Annotated in this window: 18 protein-coding genes and 1 pseudogene; 9 read left to right on the top strand and 10 right to left on the bottom strand. The window is 49.4% G+C overall.

Annotated elements, in window-relative coordinates:
- Positions 1 to 51: 51 nt before the first annotated feature.
- Positions 52 to 1731 carry a complex I subunit 4 family protein gene (locus GJR95_RS39860; RefSeq protein WP_162391175.1) on the top strand — a complete coding sequence of 560 codons (1680 nt, stop codon included), beginning with the start codon at positions 52 to 54 and terminating at the stop codon, positions 1729 to 1731.
- A 30-nt stretch (positions 1732 to 1761) separates the two neighbouring features.
- Here GJR95_RS39860 and GJR95_RS39855 read toward each other — a convergent pair whose 3' ends face one another.
- The 4 genes from GJR95_RS39855 to GJR95_RS39840 all read right to left on the bottom strand — a co-directional run bounded on the left by GJR95_RS39855 (position 1762) and on the right by GJR95_RS39840 (position 4493).
- Positions 1762 to 2118 carry a DUF6169 family protein gene (locus GJR95_RS39855; protein ID WP_162391174.1) on the bottom strand — a complete coding sequence of 119 codons (357 nt, stop codon included), beginning with the start codon at positions 2116 to 2118 and terminating at the stop codon, positions 1762 to 1764.
- 132 nt (positions 2119 to 2250) lie between these two features.
- Positions 2251 to 2451 (bottom strand): hypothetical protein, encoded by a 201-nt coding sequence (locus GJR95_RS39850; protein ID WP_162391173.1) that lies wholly within the window; start codon positions 2449 to 2451, stop codon positions 2251 to 2253.
- A gap of 68 nt (positions 2452 to 2519) precedes the next feature.
- On the bottom strand, positions 2520 to 4187 hold the full coding sequence (gene gldG / locus GJR95_RS39845) for a gliding motility-associated ABC transporter substrate-binding protein GldG (protein WP_162391172.1): 1668 nt from the start codon (positions 4185 to 4187) through the stop codon (positions 2520 to 2522).
- 66 nt (positions 4188 to 4253) lie between these two features.
- Positions 4254 to 4493: a hypothetical protein gene (locus GJR95_RS39840; RefSeq protein WP_162391171.1), complete on the bottom strand. Its 240-nt coding sequence runs from the start codon at positions 4491 to 4493 to the stop codon at positions 4254 to 4256.
- Positions 4494 to 4655: 162 nt separating this feature from the next.
- Here GJR95_RS39840 and GJR95_RS39835 point away from each other — a divergent pair, with 162 nt between their 5' ends.
- The 7 genes from GJR95_RS39835 (at position 4656) to GJR95_RS39805 (ending at position 11111) form a co-directional block, all read left to right on the top strand.
- Complete coding sequence (locus GJR95_RS39835) at positions 4656 to 5504, top strand: hypothetical protein (RefSeq protein WP_162391170.1); 849 nt, start codon at positions 4656 to 4658, stop codon at positions 5502 to 5504.
- 94 nt (positions 5505 to 5598) lie between these two features.
- Entirely contained in the window at positions 5599 to 6177 is a 579-nt protein-coding gene (locus GJR95_RS39830) for an RNA polymerase sigma factor (protein WP_162391169.1), read from the top strand.
- Positions 6158 to 7741 (top strand): hypothetical protein, encoded by a 1584-nt coding sequence (locus GJR95_RS39825; protein ID WP_162391168.1) that lies wholly within the window; start codon positions 6158 to 6160, stop codon positions 7739 to 7741. The genes GJR95_RS39830 and GJR95_RS39825 overlap by 20 nt, the downstream gene beginning before the upstream one ends.
- 80 nt (positions 7742 to 7821) lie before the next feature.
- The gene (locus GJR95_RS39820) at positions 7822 to 8346 is read left to right on the top strand and encodes a Rieske 2Fe-2S domain-containing protein (protein ID WP_162391167.1); all 525 of its coding nucleotides are present in this window, start codon (positions 7822 to 7824) and stop codon (positions 8344 to 8346) included.
- A gap of 17 nt (positions 8347 to 8363) precedes the next feature.
- Positions 8364 to 9053, top strand: a complete 690-nt coding sequence (locus GJR95_RS39815) for a hypothetical protein (RefSeq protein WP_162391166.1) — start codon at positions 8364 to 8366, stop codon at positions 9051 to 9053.
- Between the two features lie 139 nt (positions 9054 to 9192).
- Complete coding sequence (locus tag GJR95_RS39810) at positions 9193 to 9750, top strand: YceI family protein (protein ID WP_162391165.1); 558 nt, start codon at positions 9193 to 9195, stop codon at positions 9748 to 9750.
- A gap of 236 nt (positions 9751 to 9986) precedes the next feature.
- Positions 9987 to 11111, top strand: a complete 1125-nt coding sequence (locus GJR95_RS39805) for an MFS transporter (protein WP_162391164.1) — start codon at positions 9987 to 9989, stop codon at positions 11109 to 11111.
- A gap of 115 nt (positions 11112 to 11226) precedes the next feature.
- On the opposite strand, the pseudogene GJR95_RS43020 reads toward GJR95_RS39805, so the two are convergent.
- A pseudogene (locus tag GJR95_RS43020) lies at positions 11227 to 11346 on the bottom strand (IS701 family transposase); the annotation flags it as partial.
- A gap of 408 nt (positions 11347 to 11754) precedes the next feature.
- On the opposite strand from GJR95_RS43020, the gene GJR95_RS39795 reads away from it, so the two are divergent.
- Positions 11755 to 13605, top strand: a complete 1851-nt coding sequence (locus GJR95_RS39795) for an SLC5 family protein (protein WP_162391162.1) — start codon at positions 11755 to 11757, stop codon at positions 13603 to 13605.
- A 193-nt stretch (positions 13606 to 13798) separates the two neighbouring features.
- Here the strand turns inward: GJR95_RS39795 and GJR95_RS39790 are convergent, their stop codons facing one another.
- From GJR95_RS39790 to GJR95_RS39770, 5 genes are all read right to left on the bottom strand, one after another.
- Entirely contained in the window at positions 13799 to 15415 is a 1617-nt protein-coding gene (locus tag GJR95_RS39790; protein ID WP_162391161.1) for an amidase, read from the bottom strand.
- A gap of 222 nt (positions 15416 to 15637) precedes the next feature.
- On the bottom strand, positions 15638 to 15988 hold the full coding sequence (locus tag GJR95_RS39785; RefSeq protein WP_162391160.1) for a VOC family protein: 351 nt from the start codon (positions 15986 to 15988) through the stop codon (positions 15638 to 15640).
- Between the two features lie 62 nt (positions 15989 to 16050).
- The gene (locus GJR95_RS39780) at positions 16051 to 16512 is read right to left on the bottom strand and encodes a pPIWI_RE_Z domain-containing protein (RefSeq protein ID WP_162391159.1); all 462 of its coding nucleotides are present in this window, start codon (positions 16510 to 16512) and stop codon (positions 16051 to 16053) included.
- A 284-nt stretch (positions 16513 to 16796) separates the two neighbouring features.
- Complete coding sequence (locus GJR95_RS39775; RefSeq protein ID WP_162391158.1) at positions 16797 to 18053, bottom strand: ankyrin repeat domain-containing protein; 1257 nt, start codon at positions 18051 to 18053, stop codon at positions 16797 to 16799.
- Positions 18054 to 18155: 102 nt separating this feature from the next.
- Entirely contained in the window at positions 18156 to 18404 is a 249-nt protein-coding gene (locus GJR95_RS39770; protein ID WP_162391157.1) for a hypothetical protein, read from the bottom strand.

The following is an 18404-nucleotide window of genomic DNA, read 5'->3' as shown; positions in this document are numbered from 1 at the left end:
TGAAAACCCGCGATTTAGGTCAATGACTGCGGATTCGAATCCGCGCTACGTATGGTTCTTTCGTTACTTATTTTTCTGCCGTTGGTTGGGTCTTTACTGGTCGCATTGCTGCCCGAGAGTCAACGAACACAATTTCGGTTGATTGCCCTGATCGTTACACTGGCTAATCTGGTGCTGGCGGGCTTTGCTTATTCGCTTTTCGACACAACGATAGCGGGCTATCAATTACTGGAAAAAGCGGACTGGATTACCCTGCCGCTTGGCAACTTAGGTATTGCATCCATCGACTACTTGGTTGGTGTCGATGGATTTAGCCTGCCATTAGTTATTCTGTCGGCAGTGGTTATGGTTATTGGTGTGGTGGCATCCTGGAACATGACGAACCGCCTGAGAGCCTATTATTCGCTCTATCTATTGCTGACCGGCACCATCATGGGCTGTTTTGTGTCGCTTGATTTCTTCCTGTTTTTCCTGTTTTTCGAATTTATGCTCCTGCCGATGTATTTTCTCATTGGCCTGTGGGGCGGACCGCGCCGGGAGTATGCATCCATCAAGTTTTTCCTCTATACACTGCTCGGGTCATTGTTGATCTTACTGGTCATGATCGGCCTGTATCTGTCGGTTATGGACCCTATTAGTACAGCAGTTGCCGCCGGGCTGATTCCTGATTCATTGACCGTTACTGATGATACCATCCGGATGATTCAGACCTATCTCCAGAATGGCCAATTGAATCCGGGCCAGATCGTCCATACATTCGATATGCGTTTTCTGGCCGATGGGGGCAATTATCTGCCAGACGCGTTTCTAAATCCGACTTCTGAGCCAATCGTGATGGGAATTCCGGCCCGTATGCTGGCATTCTGGGCGGTGTTTATCGGTTTTGCGATCAAATTGCCTATCGTTCCTCTGCATACGTGGTTACCGGATGCCCACGTAGAAGCTCCTACGCCCGTATCGGTTGTGCTGGCTGGGGTCTTGCTTAAAATAGGCGGTTATGGTTTCCTGCGTATTGCCTGGAATTTCTTTCCCGATGGGGCGGCTGAATATGCGCAGACACTCGCCATGTTGGGTACGCTATCAATCGTCTATGGTGGATTAAATGCGCTGGCACAGACCGATGTCAAGAAGTTAATTGCTTACTCATCGGTGTCGCACATGGGATTTGTATTGCTGGGTGTGGCCTCGTTAACGGCTGAAGGCATTAATGGTGCTATTTATCAGATGGTGAGCCACGGAATTTTATCGGCTATGCTCTTTCTGATCGCAGGCGTTTTATATGACCGTACCCACGATCGCCGGATCGATTCGTACCGGGGGCTGATGCAGCCTATGCCGCAGTACACGACCCTGACGGCAGTGGCTTTTTTCGGATCGCTGGGTTTGCCGGGATTTTCGGGATTTGTCGGTGAACTGTTTACGCTGATGGGCAGCTTCCAGTCTGAGTGGTTACCTGGCTGGCTTACCGCTGTTGCGACCACTGGTATTTTACTGGCCGCTGCATATTTTCTCTGGACACTCCAGCGTATGTTCTTTGGTCAGACCTGGGTGCGTCCCTTTGAGGGCCAGCAGGGTATGTCAACCGTGCTGACCGACCTGACTGCACGCGAAAAACTCCTGCTTATTCCGCTGGGCCTGATGGCGTTAATTTTGGGCTTATTCCCGAATCTGGTCTTTAATCTAAGCGGTGCAACAGTGGCACAATGGCTTGTAAGATTCGCGGTAGAATAGGATATGTGACAGAAAAAGCCAGTCGGCTTATTACTTGTCGGCATTGTAATCGGCCATTAGATCAATAAAAGCGAGACTAATTTCCCTCAGATGCGGATTCGCACACTTGACAATGACAGCACAATGATAGGTTAGTTGTTTTGTCGTATCGAAAAAAGCATCGTCGATCCGCACATAACCATTGGCCGCAAAGTGATCGTACCAGCGGTTGAATTTCCTCCAGCGGGCTTCGTGTTTCCGGTCAGCTGTGTCGCAAATGAAAATTGTGATTGTCAGGCTGCTTTTTTGATAAAAGTCGTTAATAATAGCAGCCACTGTTGGCGCAATAAGCGAGTCAAGCGGAGGGCGTCGGTTAGTCGGATTATCAGCGACTTTGATAACCAGCACAACGATTTCGTCGGCTAATACAAACCCCTCACCAAACAGATAGGGTGTGTTGGTTTAAACTGGACCTCATAGATAATGTTTTGTAGGGTAGCGAAGAAATAAATGTTTTGACTACCTCCCGCAAAATTAAAATTATAGCTGGACGATGGGCGTTCCTCTTCGCTCATTTTCTTCTCTAAGTTTGGCAACAGCTGCCTGAATCATTGGGTCGGTATGGAAGTTTTCAACGATGTCTTTTTCAGCCTGCCGTTTATCAGCAATGAGCCGTTCTATAATCGCTACGGCTCGCTCATGTGCTGTTTGTGCCGTTGTTGATTGATCTTGAGTTTTCATCTGCATAAGTTGATTATCAGGTGAAATTACGCTTAATAATGCAAAAACGGTTGATTGCCCGGCTTCGCTTAACGTCCATACTTTCTCTTCCGCGCTACTTGCCAGACTGCACCGACTAATCCAACCAATGCCAATGGGCCGAGTAAATTGAGGGCCTGCCAGCCAGTGCGGTTGGCATTAACGCGAATTTTGTCTAACGGACGGAGCATGACGGTGTGTGCACGGGCGGCAATAACACCATTCGGATCAACCAGGTAATCAATCGCGTTAAGGACAAAATCTTTGTTGGCAAATGTGTTGCGGGTGAACCTGTCGAAACCTAACGGATAAGGCGCATTCCGCTTAAAATCAACATCGTTGACAATCATGTCGCCATCTGAGCAGACCAGCACCCGAGAGGGTACACCGACCGCCTGGAAACCATTGGCACGCGCATCGCCCGGTAGAATCCGGTTCGTAAACAACGATTGGAATTTTCCTTCGAGCAAACAGCCAATGATCCGAACACCGTCGTTATAGGTCTTCGGATCGGGCTGTTGACGAGCTTCGTTGTACGAGATTAAAGCAGGCGCTTTCAGAATTTTGGTGTACTGGGATGTCAGCAGGAGCGGAATTTTTTGAATACCTGCCGATTGCACGGTGTCGAGTGTGCTGATAAATCGACCGAGCACAGCATCGAGATTGCGTACGATCGGGTTGCCGCTCGTGCCAAAATTGTTGAGCAGCGGATAGAATCGCCAGGGAACCAGCTGAACATTAGGTTTGTCACCAATATTGCCGACATTGAGCGGAATGGGAGCACAGTAAAAATCTTTCACAACGTCGCGGTTAACGCGAACACCCCACCGAAAAAACAGGTCATCGAGGCCGAGGTTAATCGGTTGAGCATAAGTGCCTTCGTTGTTTACGCTGTCTACGCGTTGTCCATCCACGAAAAACAAAGCCCGACCACCTTTCACGACAAACTGATCGAGTTTAAAGATTTCGTCTTCCGAAAAAGGCCGATCGGGTTTCGGAACCAGCACCGCGTCCAGTCCCGCAATGGGGCCTGGTTTAGTCATATCGATGAAAAACAGGTCGTAGTTTTCCTGGACAGAAGCCAGCAAATCAGCGAAACGTGAGGGCGGAACCTGCGTATGCCCGTAAAGTAGCCCAACGCTTCGCCGGTTGCCTTCTGTCTGGGTTAGTTTTCGAATCGCGGTAGCCAGCTGAAACTCAACACCTTCATACGACTGATTCAACTGCTCTTCTTTAGAGGCCGTTTTGTTTCCTTTCAGCAACAGCACCCCGGCTTCTTTTCCTTTATAGGAGACAACGACGCCCGGAAATACCAGTTTTTCGGTACGCTTTCCACCTTCATTAGCCACCAGATTGGTTGGTAACAGGCCCCGTTGCTGGAGCTTGTCAATCAGTTTATTCTTTTCTTCGACGCTGATCATGCCGTCTGGGTCGATGAATCGATAGGTGATCTTTTTTGCGGCTTCAGCCTGAAATTCGTCGAGCGTTTCGCGAACCGCATTTTCGAGCCGTTTGAAGGCAGGAGGAAGATCGCCGGTCAGGTAAACGTCTACATGAACGTCGTCGGGCAGGTTAGCCAGCAGGGTTTGGGTCGCAGTAGATAAGGTGTATCGTTTTTCCTGCGTCAGATCAAGCCGGAAAAAGACAAATGCCGATAAGGTATTAATGGCAACGAGGGCCGCAATACTAAGAAGTGTACGCAAAGAAGCGGATTTCATACTGGACTATAACGAGCAACCGGGCTTATAAAGTCTTTTGGTGAGAAATGCCCGGTCTTACTGGATTTAATTCAATCGGTGAACAGGAATCGTCCGCAGGATTTCCTGGGCGTCCGTTTGGGCAACGGTGGGGCTTTCAAGCGCTGTTGGTTCAATTCCCAATTCCTTCATGAGCCGATACTGTCGGGCTTCCAGAAAAGTCAGACGCGACACTACTTGATTCAGGCGGGTTGTCTGCTCTTCCTGTTTGGCCTGCAAGAGAGCAACCTTACGTTCCAATTCATCAATGCGCTCGTGATCAGTCATAGTGGGTTGTTATTTACGGTCAATTTTACGTGAATTTGGCCAGAAAATGAAGTCTTTGTATTTATTTTTCAAACCCAACGCAACCCTTTTTTCAACCGTTCCGTATTGACGACTGAACCGGTTCAACTGTTCTATTTCTCATCTTATAACACAGTTGATACAATGAAATCATCCGTTTACAGTAGTCGCCTGTTGGCCCTAACGGCTTTAGTGGTAGTTGCCTTGTTTGGTTGTAGCAAAGACGACAACACCCCTGCTACCGAGCCTGATCTGGGATTGGGAACAACTACACTCGGCAAGGTACTAACCGGTGAAGGAGGTAAAACGCTCTATTTCTTTGCTGCAGATGCTGCCGGTGACGCTAATTGCTCGGGAGCCTGTAAGGATAACTGGCCCGTGTATTATAAAGAAACGCCTACACTGGCCAGTGGACTGAAAGCTACTGACTTTGCAACGATTACCCGTGCCGATGGGGCCAAACAAACAACCTTCAAAGGCTGGCCACTTTATTATTTTAAAAATGATGCCAAAGCAGGCGATGTTGCCGGTGAGAATGTTGGAAACGTCTGGATGGTAGCCAAAACTAATTATACCGTCATGCTTGCCTCACGGCAGCTGGTCGGAAGTGATGGCAAAAGTTATACATTTGATACAAAAGAAGGTACGGGAAATTCGCTGTTTTTGACTGACAGTCTTGGCCGTACACTCTATGCATTTGCCAGTGATAAAAAGAACGTAAACAAATATACCAAGGCCGATTTGAGCAATAATGCTACCTGGCCCATATTTGAAACGTCGGCTACGATTGGCGAAATTCCTTCGGCACTCGCAAAGACTGATTTTACGACTATAACTTCTTATGGAAAAACACAACTGACCTATAAGGGCTGGCCCCTCTATTATTTTGGTGCCGACCAGGGTCAGCGAGGCAGTACAAAAGGAGTAAGTTTTCCAAAGCCTGGCGTTTGGCCAGTAGTGAATGCAACATCACCTGTAGCGCCGAATAGTTGATTGTTGCCTTAGTTTGGGTTCTCGGATAGTACCATACCGTAAACCCAAAACCGCTTCGGCGGCCCGGCGTAAACCCAAAATGTAAGCTTAAACTTTGTCCAACGCGTCGAACATACCTGCACTGCCCGAACTGCTGGCTGGTTGCCTCCGCAACCACCGGCGCAGTCAGGAATTGCTTTACCGGCAATTCTATGGCTATGCTATGAGCGTTTGCCTGAGGTATGCGCCCACTCGTGAAGGAGCGTTGGAGGTATTGAACGATGGTTTTTTGAAAGTATTTACTCGATTGGATCAGTATGAACCGACTCAGCCTTTTAAAGGCTGGTTACGACGCATATTGATTAATACTGCGGTAGATCACTACCGGCAGGAAGTGCGACATTTTTACCATGAAGACGTTGATCAGGCCGATCAAATTGCCGTGACGGACTCGTCGGATGCATATAGTCAGCTGGCTCATGAAGAATTGATGAGCCTGATTCAGCGGTTGTCGCCCGCTTACCGATTAGTATTTAATTTATATGTGATCGACGGATTTACGCATGACGAAATTGCTGCTCAGCTTGGTATCTCAGTCGGCGCTTCGAAGTCAAATCTGGCACGAGCACGGGAGAATCTACGCCAATTATTGAAGCACTTTAATTACGATGAGTATGCAAGAGCTAACCGATGACCAATTGGACGGACTCTTCAGAAAATCGACTGAAGAGTCCGATACCCCTTATGATCCAGCGGCCTGGGAGGCCATGAAGGATAAACTAGATGATCGCGACCGGGCCACTTTATGGAAAAAATGGTTGCCCTGGGGATTGCCTCTTCTGCTGTTATTATTGATGAGTGGAGTGTGGTATGTTTACCAGAAAGATCGCCCTGGCGGTGGGAAATCTGTTGCAGAACGTGTTGCGAAACGCAATACAGCTCCAACGCTTAATCCGAAGCAAACCCCGCAGACCGATGCCGCCCAATCAGCAGATGACGAATCTGTGGTAATAAAGCCGGAAGGAGCAGAAGCGTCTTCTACAGTCGCCGGTTCAACACCGAGAGTGGCAGCAGAAAAGGCAGCTTCTGAACGGACCAGCCCTGCTGTAAGGGCCGACAAACCAGCATCAGCGTTAAGTATAAATACTGGCGCTGATGCAACAAAAGACCCGGTAACATCGTATAGAGACAAAACGAATACGGAGAATTCAAATCCAGTAGCACGAGTTGTCGCGACACGTTCATCCCGTTTAGTCGCCCGGAATAATCGTCGTTCCGGGTCGCTTGGTAAGAAAGAGAAAGCCGTGTCGACGCGATCGGGCAATAAACCTATCGCTTTAGCTAAACGCGATTTTTTCCCTGCGTCAACGTCTGTATATGTCGTAAATTCTACCGGTTCATTACGTAAGCAAAGGGCAAAGAACGGTGGCGAAATGATACCGTTTGATGGTTCGAATAGTACGGTAAACACGCCGGCTGCAACGGCAACTGAAATCAGTGAGAATACGCCAGTAACATTGCCTTCATTAGCTGAATTGACAATTCGGCCGTGGCAATTGATGAAGCTGCCAGGATTGGCAAACCGGGAAATTACTCAACCAGAAAAATCGGAGCCGCTGGCTATGCCTCAAGTAACACCGGTATCGTCGCGAGGGCTAAGTGTTCGGGTGGCGGTTGCTCCTGACCTGAGTTCCATTGGTTTACAGAACTTTTCCCGGCCGGGTACTAATGTTGGTGTCATGCTGGAGTATCGCCAGTCACCGCGCTGGAGCGTTCAGGCAGGCGTAATCCGAAGTACCAAAGTTTACAAGGCAACCTCGTCACAGTATGATGCCGATGCAGAGTACTGGGTAAAGTTTCCGGCGAAACCAGGTGGTATCATTGGGCAATGTAACATGCTTGATATTCCGGTTAATGTCCGGTATGACATTGCTCTGCGCCCTCGGTTGGATAATCGATTGCAGCCAAGTCGTTGGTTTATAAGTGGTGGAGTAACATCGTACATTATGTTGAAGGAGGATTATACGTATGAAAATTATCCCCCCCATACCTATGGGGCTCCGTCGCAGTGGAGTACCAATTCTGGCGGCTATGGGTTTAGCCAACTAAACCTGTCGGCGGGTTATGAACGGGCCGTGAGTCGGCGGCTGTCATGGCAGGTAGAGCCATTTATGAAAGTTCCTCTGAAGGGAGTTGGTTTTTTTAAGATTGATCTGTTAAGTACCGGAGCGTTCCTATCCTTGCGGTACAAGCTTTAAATTTTTCCAGGCAGTAAACGAGTACAAGTAATCGTATCAAACGTCATTCAGTGTAGCTACATTAAACAACCTACAAACAGATGAATAGCAATCCAACGACCGACCAAATGAAGCGTGGTGAATTTTTGCGGAGCCTTGGTATGAGCAGCGCAGCTCTAATGGCTTTCTATTGTATGGGTACGGGACTGACAGCCTGTTCCAGCAAGAGCGATGATCCATCACCGACTCCGGGTACGCCCACAACAAGTTCGGGTTTAACGGGTAACGCCGAAACAGCAAAAGGTGCAATTAACTTTACGGTTGATTTGACAAACGCTGATTTTGCCAAGCTCAAAACGGTAGGTGAGTTTGTGAAAGTGGGTAATGTGTTGATTGCCAATACTAAAGGGGGCAAGTATGTAACTATACAAAGAGATTGTACGCATGAGCACCAGGATCTGGTTTCGTACCAACTGGCATCTGATAATTTTTATTGTAATGCTCATGGATCAACGTATGCTACAGACGGAAGTGTAACCGTAGCTATAATTTCTGGCCAGGCTGCTATGAAATTATACAAAACGACACTCAGTGCTGACGGTAACAAATTGACCGTTACGGCTTAACTACAAATTCCCGTTCAATGAAATACATTTTTGTTGCCGTACTCCTATCGTTCGGGATTGGCTCGCTGCAAGCTCAGGATTCGACGGCGGTGAAGACGCGTGTAGCTGTCGATACATTGTCGCCCAAAGATAATAACGCTGCCGATGCGCTACTGGCGGGATTGGCCGATTCAACTGATGCCCAGCCGTTGCTGCCCCGAAAAATGATATTTACGCAGCGGGTATTCTGGGGGCCCAAAGGGTTGTTGAGAGCCATGAATGTGGCCCCTCTAACGCCCGAAGGCCGTGCTAAAGAACTGAAAGTTCGGCGGACGATGCTGATAACGCACCAGATCGGAGGTTTTGTTACATTGGCCGGGTTTATAGCCCAGGGTCTACTGGGTGCAAAGCTCTACAATGCGAAAGGACAGGAGTACGTCGATACAAAAAAGTGGCATGAGCGCTCGGCTACATTTATCAACATTGCGTATGGTACCACCCTGGTTTTATCCCTGACGGCACCGCCCCCGGTAGTAGGAACCAAAAAAGGGTTTACCTCGATCAAACTGCATAAATACCTGGCCATTGTTCACCTGACGGGTATGGTTGCAACAAATATACTGGCCCATATGATTGAGGATCATCCTGATCTGAAACCCTATCACCGGGCGGCTGCTTACGGAACTTTTGGCGCTTATGCTGCTTCAATTGTATCACTTACATTTTGATTTCGGTACTTGGTGAGCAGGTGAATGGGTAACTGGGTAGTTGTCGGAACGAGAGGCTATACATACCTTTTACACCACAATTACCCACTTCCTTACGTTCTCCATTGCTATTTCCCTTAATTACCAATCCCCTACAATTATGAACTATCCAATTACTCGTGGCTATTGGCTAGCCATACTGATTCTCTGCGCCTTTGTGAGTCCAATGGCTAAGCGTAAACTGATGGCCGACAAATCGCTTTCGACAGTTATTTATGCGGCCAAACATCCGCTTCATAAATGGGAAGGGGTCAGCCACGACGTCAATTGTGCCGTGATCTATAATGATGAAGCGAAGCAGCCCGAAAACGTAGCTGTTTCTATTAAAGTGTCTTCATTCGATAGTGATAATAACAACCGCGATTCGCACGCAATGGAAGTGCTCGACGGGCTGAAGTATCCGAACGTAACCTTTGTCAGCTCTGACATTAAAGCGGGCGAAGATGGTGCATTGACGGCTAAAGGAAATCTGACATTTCATGGCGTTACGAAGCCAGTTACTATGCAGGTTAGTCGGAAAGATGCTGGTGGGAAAATGACACTGGCTGGCGAATTTCCGGTCAATATGAGCGATTATTCCATTGAACGCCCATCGCTTATGGGCATGAAAACAGAAGATGGTATGCTGCTCAAATTTACGGTAGTATTTACCCTGTAATTATGCCGTTTGTTTACCAGCAACTAACCCGGCAGGCAAGTAATCTATATACCTAACAACTATCAATAGCGTAAAGGCTCAAACGAAACGATTGTTGCCAATCCAAAAGCCTTTTTGAAATCGGGACTTTCGTCAGAAGCCGTACTAAGCGTAGTGTTGTTCCCAACGAAAGCCCTGAAAATATAGGTATTACGCCCTAAAAATATAGGTTTTCCTTGATTTGAGAACAACGGTCTATGTTCGACCTTTGTCATGTTCACTTTGCTGCCGGGAAAATGCATGCACGGATCAAATCGTCAACAGGAAACGCAAGATATCAGACAACGGTCTTGATTCTGGGTATTGGGCATGGGTTTTCAGATGCTGCCGCCGGTTACCTGATCGGTAGTTTGTCGCATGATGCGAATTTCATCGAGACAGGCAGTGCCGTGATGGTCTATAATGTGATTGCATTTGGTGGGCAACTCCCCGCCGGAATCTGGTTGGATCGTATCGGACATTATCGTAACCCGGCCGTTTTGTCTTTATTGGGCATGATACTGGCTCTGGGGCTATTGTCCTGTCATTTTTTATGGATTGCCATTGCTATAGCGGGACTGAGTTCCGCTATTTTTCATGTGGCAGGTGGTGCCGTTACCATCGCTGGTTTTCCGGAAAAATCGCGATTTGTAGGTGTGTTTTCTGCCTTCGGTGTACTGGGCCTGGCCCTGGGTGGGTGGGCTGCCATGAGGCAATGGGATGGAGCGAGTTATCTGCTGGAGGCTGGCCTGGCCGTACTATTGCTTTCTTTATTGAAAGCTAATTTTCCGCTCGCCCGAAATCGAAACTTACCTGCCCCGAAACCACAGCTAGATAATCATGATTATCTAATGATCCTTCTCTTAATGGCCATCGCTCTACGGTCGGCGGTATGGAATGTCATTCAGTTATGTTACGCCCATCAATACGACTGGCTGCTCTATGTGGCTATGGCCGCCATGGCTGGTAAACTCCTTGGTGGTTGGCTTACCGATCATATTCCCTGGAAACCCTACGCGCTTACTGCCTTATCGATTGCTCTTCCTGCGCTGGGTTGGGGCTACCGAAAATTATTCTGGCTTCTTTTGGGTACAGGCCTGTTGCAATCGCTTACGCCGATGAGTGTGATTGCCCTACAACGTCTCTGGCCGGGCGTACCCGCCACAGTGAGCGGTGCCGCTTTTGGCCTGGCTATTGCTATTGGTGGGCTCATCAATTTTGTGCCTTTTAGTACGCCGAGTTTCCAACTGATCCTGTTCGGTTTACTGGTAGGTATCCTGTATTACGCGTTTTTATCAGCCGATAGGCCCCTATCGACGCGGAACCGAAAATTCTTTAGGTAACTAATACTTAGGCCTTTGGCCTGGAGCCGTACCACGGTTTGTTTACGCATCACTAGTAACCGTGGCACGGCTCCAGGCCAAAGGCCTAAAACTGTTCACTACTTCTTAACTGATGTTACGCCAACTCCATTTGTGGATGTTGGCTGAGTTGATTTTTGAGGACGGCCAGTTCCGCAAAAGCCGCTTGCAGGGCTTTGAGGTATAACCGCCCTTTCAAGGCAAAATGATTGGTTGCGACGGTTCGCCGATGCGACGGTTCGCCGATGCGACGGTTCGCCGATGCGACGGTTCGCCGATGCGACGGTTCGCCGATGCGACGGTTCGCCGATGCGACGGTTCGCCGATGCGACGGTTCGCCGTGGCGATTCTTTACAACCTTGCCGGTTAGGCTTCTCAATCCATAGAGGTCAGGTTGAAGCACCTGATCTCACACCAATAAACCTGGCCTTACGCCACGAACCGGTATCAAATAGAGTAGCTATCTCGGCAACTGTTCGAATTTAATCATCCAGTAGTAAGTACAGGACTTTTTAGTTTACCTCTTTTGATATAGCCGGTTAATTTCTTCAGATGGGATTATTGACGGGAGCGGATGACCATTGCGTACAAACTCTTTATTTTGTGCCCTCGTCTTTACTACTCAATGCTCTCCCAACTTCAGACCATCGATATTGTTGTTCTGGTGCTTATGCTGGCCATTATGCCGATGGCTGGAATCATAATTGCCTTACGAAAAAAGACCGCTGAAGATTATTTTCTCGCTGGTCGTACGATCCGGTGGTGGGCTGTGGCCGGATCGGTGTTCGGCACCAACATCTCGTCGTTTCACCTCATCGGAATGCTTGGCATTGGCTACTCGATTGGCTTTGTACAGGCCCATTACGAAATTGTCTTTCCCGCCATTCTGCTATTATGTTTTGTCTTTCTGGGTTCATACCGGCGACTCGATGTATTCACGCTTTCACAATATCTGGAGGTTCGTTATAACGATAAGGCGCGATTGCTCTATACCATTTTACTAATTCTGATTATTCTGGTGCAACTGGTCGGGTCATTTTATGTGGGGAGTATCACGTTGCAATGGCTGTTTGGTGGAACGGGATTCGAGATGTCATATGCGACAGGTCTCCTTCTGATTGGTCTGATTACGTGTAGCTATACAATCTGGGGCGGTATGGAGTCCATTGTCGTTACCGATACTATTCAAACCGTGATGATGCTGGCGGCTGGTACTGCCGTTGCGTATTTTACGCTTAGTCAGCCCGAAATAGGTGGCTTTACAGGGTTGTTGCACTTGGATGCCGCACAGCCTCGTGCGTTGCAGAAGATGCATCTGTATTTACCTTCGAATCATCCGAATTTGCCTTGGACGGGTATTTTCACTGGCTTGTTACTTCAGCACTGCTTTAATTTTTCGACAAATCAGTTTCTGGTTCAACGCGTACTGGCCGCCAACTCCGACGCTGATGCCCGGCGCGGGGTAATTGCCAGTGGATTTCTGAAGCTGACCATTCCTTTCTTTAGCATTTCGGCTGGTGTAGCCGCCTACTACCTGTTTCGGGCCCGCTTCGGAGAAATGGACTTCATCCGGATGTCGGCCCAGTCCGACAATGCCTTTTTGAAACTGGTCGAAACTGTAATACCGCACGGTACGGGTCTGGTCGGCATGATTCTGGCTGGCCTGACTGCGGCTACATTTTCGTCGGTGGATTCGATGATGAACGCAGCCACAACCTTGCTGACGGTTGATGTATACCAGAAATACGTGAACCCAAAAGCCAGCGATAAACAAATTGTTGGCTTCGGTCGGTTAATGATCGTGGTGATGGTGCTCGCCAGCATTGGGCTGGCGTTGTGGACCTACACCCCCGACCGCACGAACAACTTCATGCTGAAGGTATCGGCGCAGTTATCCTATTTCACACCGGGTATTATGGTCGCGTTTTTTCTGGGCATTCTCTGGCGTGGTGCTTCGGCGCGTGCAGCCGTGATTGCCATGGCCGCTGCTCCGTTCTATGGCGTATTGGTAGAATTTATCTATAACAATTTCCTGGGAACAAACGCCACTGTTGCTGCCATTTTCGGCACGAATCTCAATTTTATGCACCGTGTCTTTCTGACATTTGTGCTCAGCCTCACAACACTCATTGCGCTCAGCCGAACGCTATTTCCAAACCGCAGCTCTGAAGGCTTCGAGCGATTGCGCGTCAGCATAAACGCCGGGCAACTGGCGCGGGCCGTTGGTTTATTTCTGGCGTTACAGAGCATATTTATTGGGTTGATTATCCTGGGTGGTATCTCCCCCAAAAGCGTAGCCGTCTGGGCTGCGTTGGCCACGTTTGGTTTATTTTTTCTGCACAAACGCTCTACCACTGAAGAGCTGCCCGCACTCAATATCGGTCAGAACACAGCCCGTTTCGGCCATGACGGTGACCTGCTATGGGCGGGCTTGCTGACGGGGGCGAGTATATGGGTACTGTATTATTTTGCGTAAATTGGTTTGTGACCCTTGCAAGGCTCTGTTATGTTGCTTAATATATCAATTGTTACGTATCGCGCGCAAGTTTCTTTGGTGAACCGCAAACCTCTAAGACCTTATAGGTTTAAATAAGCATGGGATTCGTAAACTAGTTGCTGAATGGGGTGACGATCTGGAACTCGAATCAGATCTGACTTATTGTTTCCAATTACCCCGGAATCAACGACTTCAAAAACCCCGGCCGCTCTCGCTTTTTAGAAGCCTGTTCGTAGGCGTAGCCGATTGCCAGTAACGCGCCTTCCTGATAGGCTCCGGCGATGAGCGAGAAACCGACCGGTAAGCCGTGAACGGTTCCCATGGGGATAGTCAGGTGGGGATAACCCGCCATGGCGGCTGGTGGGCAGAAGTAAAAGCCCGTGTCGTAGTCGCCGTTGATGAGGTCGATGCAGCCCGCTGGGCCGATGCTGGTGCCGCCAATCGCATCCAGTTTATTAGCCGCCATTAGCCGGTCGATACGTTGTCGCCAGTTTTGTGTTCTGGCGAGTGCTTCGGTATATTCTTTACTGGTCAAATCGCCTTTGGCTTCACTGCTTTCGAGCGTTTCCTGTTTAAAGAAAGGCATGGCCTTCGCCTGATTCTTTTGATTAAAGGCAATCACATCGGCCAAGGTCTTTACCCTGGCATTGGCCGTCGATAAGTAGCGGTTTACGCCATCTTTGAACTCATATTGAAGCACGGTAAATTCGGCCCCGCCCATGCCCTGAAGCTCTTTCATTAACTCGACTTCCACGATGGTAGCCCCCTGCTTTTTCAGTACATCAATGGCTTCTTTGTACAGACCAACAACGCCTTCGTACCCTTTTAAGAACGATTTCTCAATGCCGATCCGTTTGCCCGACAAACCTTCAGCTTTCAGAAATTGCGTATAGTCAGCTACACTCTTGCCACGGCTTTCGAGCGTCACGGCATCGTCGGGATCAACGCCTGTGAGCGCACCCAGCAAAATAGCCGCATCGGTTACGGTGCGGGTCATGGGTCCGGCGGTATCCTGGGTATGGGAGATGGGGATAATGCCACTGCGGCTGACCAGTCCTACCGTTGGCTTCAGGCCAACGAGCCCACAATGAGACGAAGGGGCAATGATGGAACCATCCGTTTCGGTGCCCACCGCAACGGCGCATAAATTTGCGGATGTTGCCGAGCCGGAGCCCGAACTGGAGCCGCTCGGATTGCGATCCAGAATGTAAGGATTTCGGGTTTGCCCGCCCCGACTACTCCAGCCGCTGCTGGAACGGGTCGATCGAAAGTTGGCCCACTCGCTCAGGTTGGTTTTACCCAGTATGACCGCGCCAGCCTTCCGCAATTGAACAACAATAAAGGCGTCTTTAGCTGCTTTGCGGCCTTCCAGCGCTAAAGCACCAGCAGTTGTCATCTGTTGATCGCCGGTGTCGATGTTATCCTTGATCAGTACCGGAATGCCATGCATGGGCCCCCGGAGCTTACCGGCCTTTCGCGCCTGATCCATCGATTGGGCTATGGTCAGGGCATCAGGGTTGATCTCAATGACAGCGTTCAGGCGGGGACCTTTTTTGTCGATGGCCTCAATACGGTCCAGGTAGAGTTGGGTGATGGCTTCGGAGGTATATTCTCCCGACTGCATTTTTTGCTGCAGGTCGTTGATGGTTAATTCATTGAGCGCAAACTCGTCGACAAAAGGGGCGGAGTCGGTTTCCGTACCTGCTGATTTTGGCGATGAGCAGGCTGTCAATGTAGCAGCAGATACTGAAAGGACTGAACTGGCTTTAACAAAACTCCGTCGGTTCATAAAAAGAGGGGGGCGAAGGGGGTAACGAGCCATGAAGTTAAGCACCCTTTCGCATAAGGCCGTTTAAGAAGCCTTATTTATTGCCTCAATTCATCCAGCGACTTTCAGTAAGCGCCCTCGAGGGTGTGCCACGGTTAGTAGGAGCGTCATCAGCAACCGTGGCACACCTATGAAGGCGCTCACCGGAAGTCCTGCTATTGAGCACAGAAAAAAATAACATGGCTATTCAACAAAATGCCAGCAGACACCGGCCAGATCAATTATGTTCACTTCCCGGCCATAAGGCTGGTTGATTGGTTTGCCGATCCGAATGCCAAACGTTTCAGGGAGTTTTTTCTCCGTTACCTCCCGCCAGAATTCGTCGGCGTTGCTGATCCGTACATTCACCATGAGATTTTGCGCAAACTCGACGTTGTCAAATTTCTGTAAAATGAATTTGCATCCGTCTCGGTCAAAGCCCACATAGTCACCAGCATCCCAATTGATGGTGAACCCTAATTCCTGAAAAAATTGCTTAGTGCCTTCAAAATTATTCCCTGATGGAATGAAGGGCTCAAGAGATAGAAACTTCATGATAAAAGGCGATTCGTTCGATTCGTAAATTTGGGTAAAATCATTCCCGCGATTGCGATTTCCTAGGCCAGCGCATCCTGAAACAGGCTCAGGCGTTCGCGCATGACGTAACTACTAACGTCGGGATTCCAGCCACCACCGCCTTTCAGGGAGTAAATCCGTAATTCCGGCGATAAAGTAGCGTATTTGTCCAGGGCTTTAAACCAGACCGCCCTGTCGCGGTAGGGAGCCAGCAATACCCGAGCCTGACTCAGGGTGCGGTGTTGCCGGGGCGACCAGATGGTGCGCTGACGATAGGCCGGACCCTGACCGTTGAGCAGGTCGGGGAGGGATACCGCCGGAGCCAGGGGCAGCAATTCGGCCATCAGGTACAGGCCCAGTTCGACATTGAGCAGCCGGTTGGCTACCATGCCAGGCAGCGCATGGCGATAGCGTAACCGAGTCGCCAGCGGCTCCTGCCAGCGCAAAAGGCTGGACAGGGCCGGGCGGGCTGTGGTGGGATAGGAGGTTAATTGCGCGTTCATTAGTTGATCTTGTTGTTCGTTGTTCATGTCAAAGTTGCAACTAGAAGAACGTAAATTTCTTACGTTGTGTAACTAGTGCAAAAAATATTTTTCGCCCCAATCTTACCAGGATCTCGCAAGCTTTTGAGCGATAGACCGTAGTCTCGGCTGATAGGCCCAGCAGAGCAGGCTGGACTGGCAAACCACTGCTCCACAAACTGTCAGGTAATGCCAATAGAGGTGGCGACTCATCGTTAGCCCCCACAGTAGTAGTCCGATATGCATGCGTAGTGTCCAGCAAATCATTAGGCTTGCGCTCCGTACCGCCGGAGCATTTCTTCAATACGTATCATTGTCTGAGCAGCGAGTCCAGGCTGCTGCTTCAACCAGGTAATGACTCCTGGTTCAATCGTGGCACCGGCATCGAGCAATGTCTCAATAATCGGTACATAATCTATCGCTGGATTGCCGTAGCTGACGCACCAGAGCGCCTGACCCAGCACCGTTCCACCGAATAGGTTTCTGACTTCAAGGGGTGCGTTGTGTTCCAGAAGCCATTTGACCATGCCAGGCTGTCCACCCAGTACAGCGCAGTGTAAACTGCTTTGACCGTCCCTGTTCTGGGCGTTTGGATCAACTCCACGGTTTAACAGGAACTCGGCCACGTCGATATGCCCATAGGTGCAGGCATAGAAAAAAGCACTTTCCAGTTGTGCTTCCAGCTCTTGAGGCATTTCCTGAAGCGGTGTAGCCAGCGTGTTTGCTGTACCCGTTTCATTGAAAAATCCCTGAACGAGATCAAGTCGTCCCAATCCGGCTGCGGCCACGACACTGTCAATTGGGGCGCCATGCGTAGCCAGCGTTTCAGCGGCTTCCGGATAGCCATTCGCCAAAGCCGCCATCAGCGGTGACCATCCATCAGCCAAACCAACCATCGATGCGCCATGAGTTAGTAAGCTTTTGATCAGCGGAATTTGAACACCAGCCCTGAAGGGATGAAGGCTTGTCGCTACCAGCCCCAAAGTTGTCCCTTTGCCGTAGGTGTCGGCCAGAGCGTCGACGTCGGCGCCCGATCTGAGTACTAATTCAGTGATGGCAACGGCGTTCATCGGCGATTTCTGACGGTAGTTCTCAACACCGTTGGCCCCGACATAGTGGAGAAGCATAGCGTGGTGCACACGCATCGAACGCATATGAACCAACTCTGGATTGTTCTGTAGCAGCGACGAAAGTGTGGTTGCATCACCGATTATCATTGCTTCAATGGCCGATTCAAACTGCCAGACCGCCGAATGCGCCTGTGTTACCTGGTCGACATAATTAGCCAGCTCTTTCCAGTTCTCGAATCCGTACACATGGGCAATGATCTGCTGAGCGTCGACCAGACTGAATCCGGTTTCGTGAAAGTCATCTTCCGGCCAGTTTCGAAAGGTCAGCTGGTGGTTCTGGATTTGTTGAAATTGTTGATTGTCACCCAATTTTTGGGCCTTAAGGAGCTCCTCGGCCTGATTCTGATAGTGCTCAAGCGGGGCATCAAACGATACGGGCTGTATGGGCGTCATGCGTACAAATTGTTTAATGTTGAGACAGCACACGTAAAAAAGCGGACAAAAAGAAGCGGAACGTTTACGCTTGACGACCAGAATTTCAGGCCATGCTTCGTGTTATTGGGGTAATGTTTTGAGCGTGGGAAAGTAGTAGACCCGGAACATACCGTTGTCGTTGATGGCCCATCCTTCCTGCAAGGCTACTGTAAACAACCAGTTCGATATCTCCGACTGATAGGCCCGATAGCCCCGATTGCGCAGGAATTGCTTTACAATAAGCGAACTGGTTGCCCCTTCGGCCAGGATCAGGGTAGTGGCTGCCAGACAGACAACAGAGGGTGTTATTTGCTTCAGTGATGCGTTCAT

The organism is Spirosoma endbachense, from assembly GCF_010233585.1.
Lineage (GTDB): Bacteria > Bacteroidota > Bacteroidia > Cytophagales > Spirosomataceae > Spirosoma > Spirosoma endbachense.
Note: the sequence above shows the minus strand (reverse complement) of the source record. Positions and strands in the feature narration are given on the sequence as shown.

Bases quoted from the DNA above. Each gene is read 5' to 3' on its own strand.
- GJR95_RS39860 (WP_162391175.1), top strand. From the start codon at position 52: ATGGTTCTTTCGTTACTTATTTTTCTGCCGTTGGTTGGGTCTTTACTG.
- GJR95_RS39835 (WP_162391170.1), top strand. From the start codon at position 4,656: ATGAAATCATCCGTTTACAGTAGTCGCCTGTTGGCCCTAACGGCTTTA.
- GJR95_RS39810 (WP_162391165.1), top strand. From the start codon at position 9,193: ATGAACTATCCAATTACTCGTGGCTATTGGCTAGCCATACTGATTCTC.
- GJR95_RS39790 (WP_162391161.1), bottom strand. From the start codon at position 15,415: ATGAACCGACGGAGTTTTGTTAAAGCCAGTTCAGTCCTTTCAGTATCT.
- GJR95_RS39785 (WP_162391160.1), bottom strand. From the start codon at position 15,988: ATGAAGTTTCTATCTCTTGAGCCCTTCATTCCATCAGGGAATAATTTT.
- GJR95_RS39805 (WP_162391164.1), top strand. From the start codon at position 9,987: ATGTTCGACCTTTGTCATGTTCACTTTGCTGCCGGGAAAATGCATGCA.
- GJR95_RS39840 (WP_162391171.1), bottom strand. From the start codon at position 4,493: ATGACTGATCACGAGCGCATTGATGAATTGGAACGTAAGGTTGCTCTC.
- GJR95_RS39820 (WP_162391167.1), top strand. From the start codon at position 7,822: ATGAATAGCAATCCAACGACCGACCAAATGAAGCGTGGTGAATTTTTG.
- GJR95_RS39775 (WP_162391158.1), bottom strand. From the start codon at position 18,053: ATGACGCCCATACAGCCCGTATCGTTTGATGCCCCGCTTGAGCACTAT.
- GJR95_RS39795 (WP_162391162.1), top strand. From the start codon at position 11,755: ATGCTCTCCCAACTTCAGACCATCGATATTGTTGTTCTGGTGCTTATG.
- GJR95_RS39825 (WP_162391168.1), top strand. From the start codon at position 6,158: ATGCAAGAGCTAACCGATGACCAATTGGACGGACTCTTCAGAAAATCG.
- GJR95_RS39770 (WP_162391157.1), bottom strand. From the start codon at position 18,404: ATGAACGCATCACTGAAGCAAATAACACCCTCTGTTGTCTGTCTGGCA.
- GJR95_RS39780 (WP_162391159.1), bottom strand. From the start codon at position 16,512: ATGAACGCGCAATTAACCTCCTATCCCACCACAGCCCGCCCGGCCCTG.
- GJR95_RS39815 (WP_162391166.1), top strand. From the start codon at position 8,364: ATGAAATACATTTTTGTTGCCGTACTCCTATCGTTCGGGATTGGCTCG.
- gldG (WP_162391172.1), bottom strand. From the start codon at position 4,187: ATGAAATCCGCTTCTTTGCGTACACTTCTTAGTATTGCGGCCCTCGTT.
- GJR95_RS39850 (WP_162391173.1), bottom strand. From the start codon at position 2,451: ATGAAAACTCAAGATCAATCAACAACGGCACAAACAGCACATGAGCGA.